The sequence below is a fragment of the Cupriavidus sp. UYPR2.512 genome (genome assembly GCF_000379565.1).
In the GTDB taxonomy this organism is placed as follows: domain Bacteria; phylum Pseudomonadota; class Gammaproteobacteria; order Burkholderiales; family Burkholderiaceae; genus Cupriavidus.
This window is the reverse complement of record NZ_KB903027.1, coordinates 1-2,252: the sequence shown is the minus strand read 5'-3', so window position 1 is coordinate 2,252 and position 2,252 is coordinate 1. Positions and strand designations below refer to the sequence as shown.

The window sequence follows — 2,252 nt, the reverse complement described above, 5'->3', positions numbered from 1 at the left end:
GCCTGAACTGCTTATTCTCAATCCGAATAAGGCGAAGTGTTTTCATAACCACAAGGCTTATGATAGCAATTCGGCCTTATCTTGGTCAGAGCCCTGGATCACCAAGTATCTGCTGGAACGTGAGCATATGCTAGCCACGGCGAAGCCGGCGGTGCTGGCCATGGAGGAAGATGGGAATTCTCCAGGGGTGCTGGCAAATTCTGTCGACGTTAGCCGGATACCTGCGGTACAGGCAACAACCTGCGATGTTGCGCCGTCAGCGTTTGTGCGAGTGGTACAAGTCCCGGCGAAGCTTCCGGCGCCAATCGACAAACCGGTATCACCTGCTATGGAGCTCGCGTTGCATGTGCGCCTGCCCAATGGGGTCGAGTTAGATCTTGGCAAGGCACACATCGATGAACTGACAGCCGTCGTCCAAATTCTCGGGAGGCTGCCGTGTTCCGGTTCGACGAAGAACTGAAAGTCTACCTTCATCGAGATCCCGTGGACTTCCGGTACGGCATGAACAGTCTGTCGATTCTCGTCGAGCAGGTGATGCGCCTGAACCCGATGGATTCCTCGCTCTATGTGTTCGGCAACCGCCGACGCGACCGGATCAAGATCCTCGGTTGGAATGGAAATGGCTTCTGGTTACTGCTCAAGAAACTCGAAGCGAACGATCGCTTCGTTTGGCCCGACAGCAAGACCGAAGTCGTGACGTTGAGCGTCGACCTGCTGCACTGGCTTCTCGATGGCGCCGACATCGCCGCACTTCAACGCCATCCCAAGCGGCATTATGCGCGTGTGAGCTGAACGGGTCATCGGCAAGCCGGTCCAAGTGCTATGCCGACCAACGTGATCATCGACGCTGACAAACTCAAGGCGCTTCTAGCGGAGCGCGACGAGTTGCGTGGCGCGTTGCGTCTGATGAAGGCCGAGCGTGATCTGGCAGAGGAGCGGCTGCGTGTGTATCGTCGCGAATTGTTCGGCGCAAAGAGCGAAGCGCGTGATGCTGGCCAGTTGGGCCTGTTCAATGAAGCCGAGGCACTGGCACCGAACGCGACGCCAGCGCAGGAAGACACCCCTGAGACGAAGGTTGGTGCACACACCCGCAAGAAGCGCGGCCACCGCAAACCGCTCGATCCCAATCTGCCACGCGAGGTTGTGCGGCACGAACTCCCCGAAGCTGAACGCGTATGCGCCAATGATGGCTATGGGCTTGTCGAGATTGGCGTCGAGATCAGCGAGCAGATCACTGTCATTCCCGAGCAGGTTCGCGTCGTCCAGCATCAGCGCGTCAAGTACGCATGCCCCTGCTGTGATCTGGGCATCAAGGTTACGCCGGCGCCGCCGCGGATCATTCCCCGTGGTCTGTTCACCGAATCAGCACTGGCTTGGATTACCACAGGCAAGTTCCAGTTCGGCATGCCGCTATATCGAATGGCAGGGCTGCTGCGCCGCTTCGGTGGCGACATCTCATCGAACACGGTAGCCGCAAGCGTGGTGCGCGTCGGCCTCGCGACGCAGCCCGTGATCAACCTGATGCGCGACCTGGTCCTCGACGACGATCTGATCTATTGCGACGAGACGACATTCCAGGTGCTCAAGGAAAAAGGTCGTCGGCCGCAAACGAAAAGCCAGTTGTGGGCGATGATGACTGGCTCGGGGCCGGCGATTCGCCTGTTCACCTATCTGCCTGGTCGCGGTAGCCAGCAAGGGCGACCGTTGTTCGAGGGCGTCCGAAAAGGCGCCGTGCTGATGACAGATGGCTACTCGCTCTACGATGGCATCGCGCACGATCACCAACTCATCCACTTGGGTTGCTGGACGCACGTGCGACGCGGGTTCGTCAAGGCCGAGGCCAGCGTGCCCAAGGCAGCCCGAACGCCAGATCTACTGGCCACACGATTCATCCGCCTGATCGGAAAGCTGTATGCAGCTGAGGCGCGAAGTGCGGCTTGGAGTGCTGAACGACGGCAGCGACTGCGACGACGCTACAGTACTCCCATGCTCGAAGCCATCCGGCAACTGATGCTCGAGCAACTGCCCGCTGTCGTACCTGGTGGCCTGCTCGGGAAGGCGCTGAACCACATGCACGGGCAATGGCCCAAGCTGGTCCGCTACGTGGAGAACGGCAACTGGCCGATCTCGAACAACCCCTGTGAAAATGCGATCAGGCCCTTCTGCGTAGGACGCCGCAGCTGGTTGTTCTCAGACACCGTCGATGGGGCCAATGCGAGCGCCAACCTATACTCCATCGTGGAGACCTGCAA

Annotated in this window: 3 protein-coding genes; all 3 read left to right on the top strand. The window is 59.4% G+C overall.

Annotated features, from left to right (window positions below; all coding sequences use genetic code 11):
- A partial coding sequence (locus A3A5_RS44915) for a hypothetical protein (protein ID WP_369797791.1) occupies window positions 1-460 on the top strand: 460 nt, incomplete at its 5' end.
- Window positions 436-792 carry an IS66 family insertion sequence element accessory protein TnpB gene (tnpB, locus tag A3A5_RS0118320; protein WP_018311999.1) on the top strand — a complete coding sequence of 119 codons (357 nt, stop codon included), beginning with the start codon at window positions 436-438 and terminating at the stop codon, window positions 790-792. The genes A3A5_RS44915 and tnpB, both read left to right, overlap by 25 nt.
- 30 nt (window positions 793-822) lie before the next feature.
- Window positions 823-2,252, top strand: a 1,430-nt coding sequence (locus tag A3A5_RS0118315; RefSeq protein WP_026200890.1) for an IS66 family transposase, incomplete at its 3' end; no start/stop codon positions are given.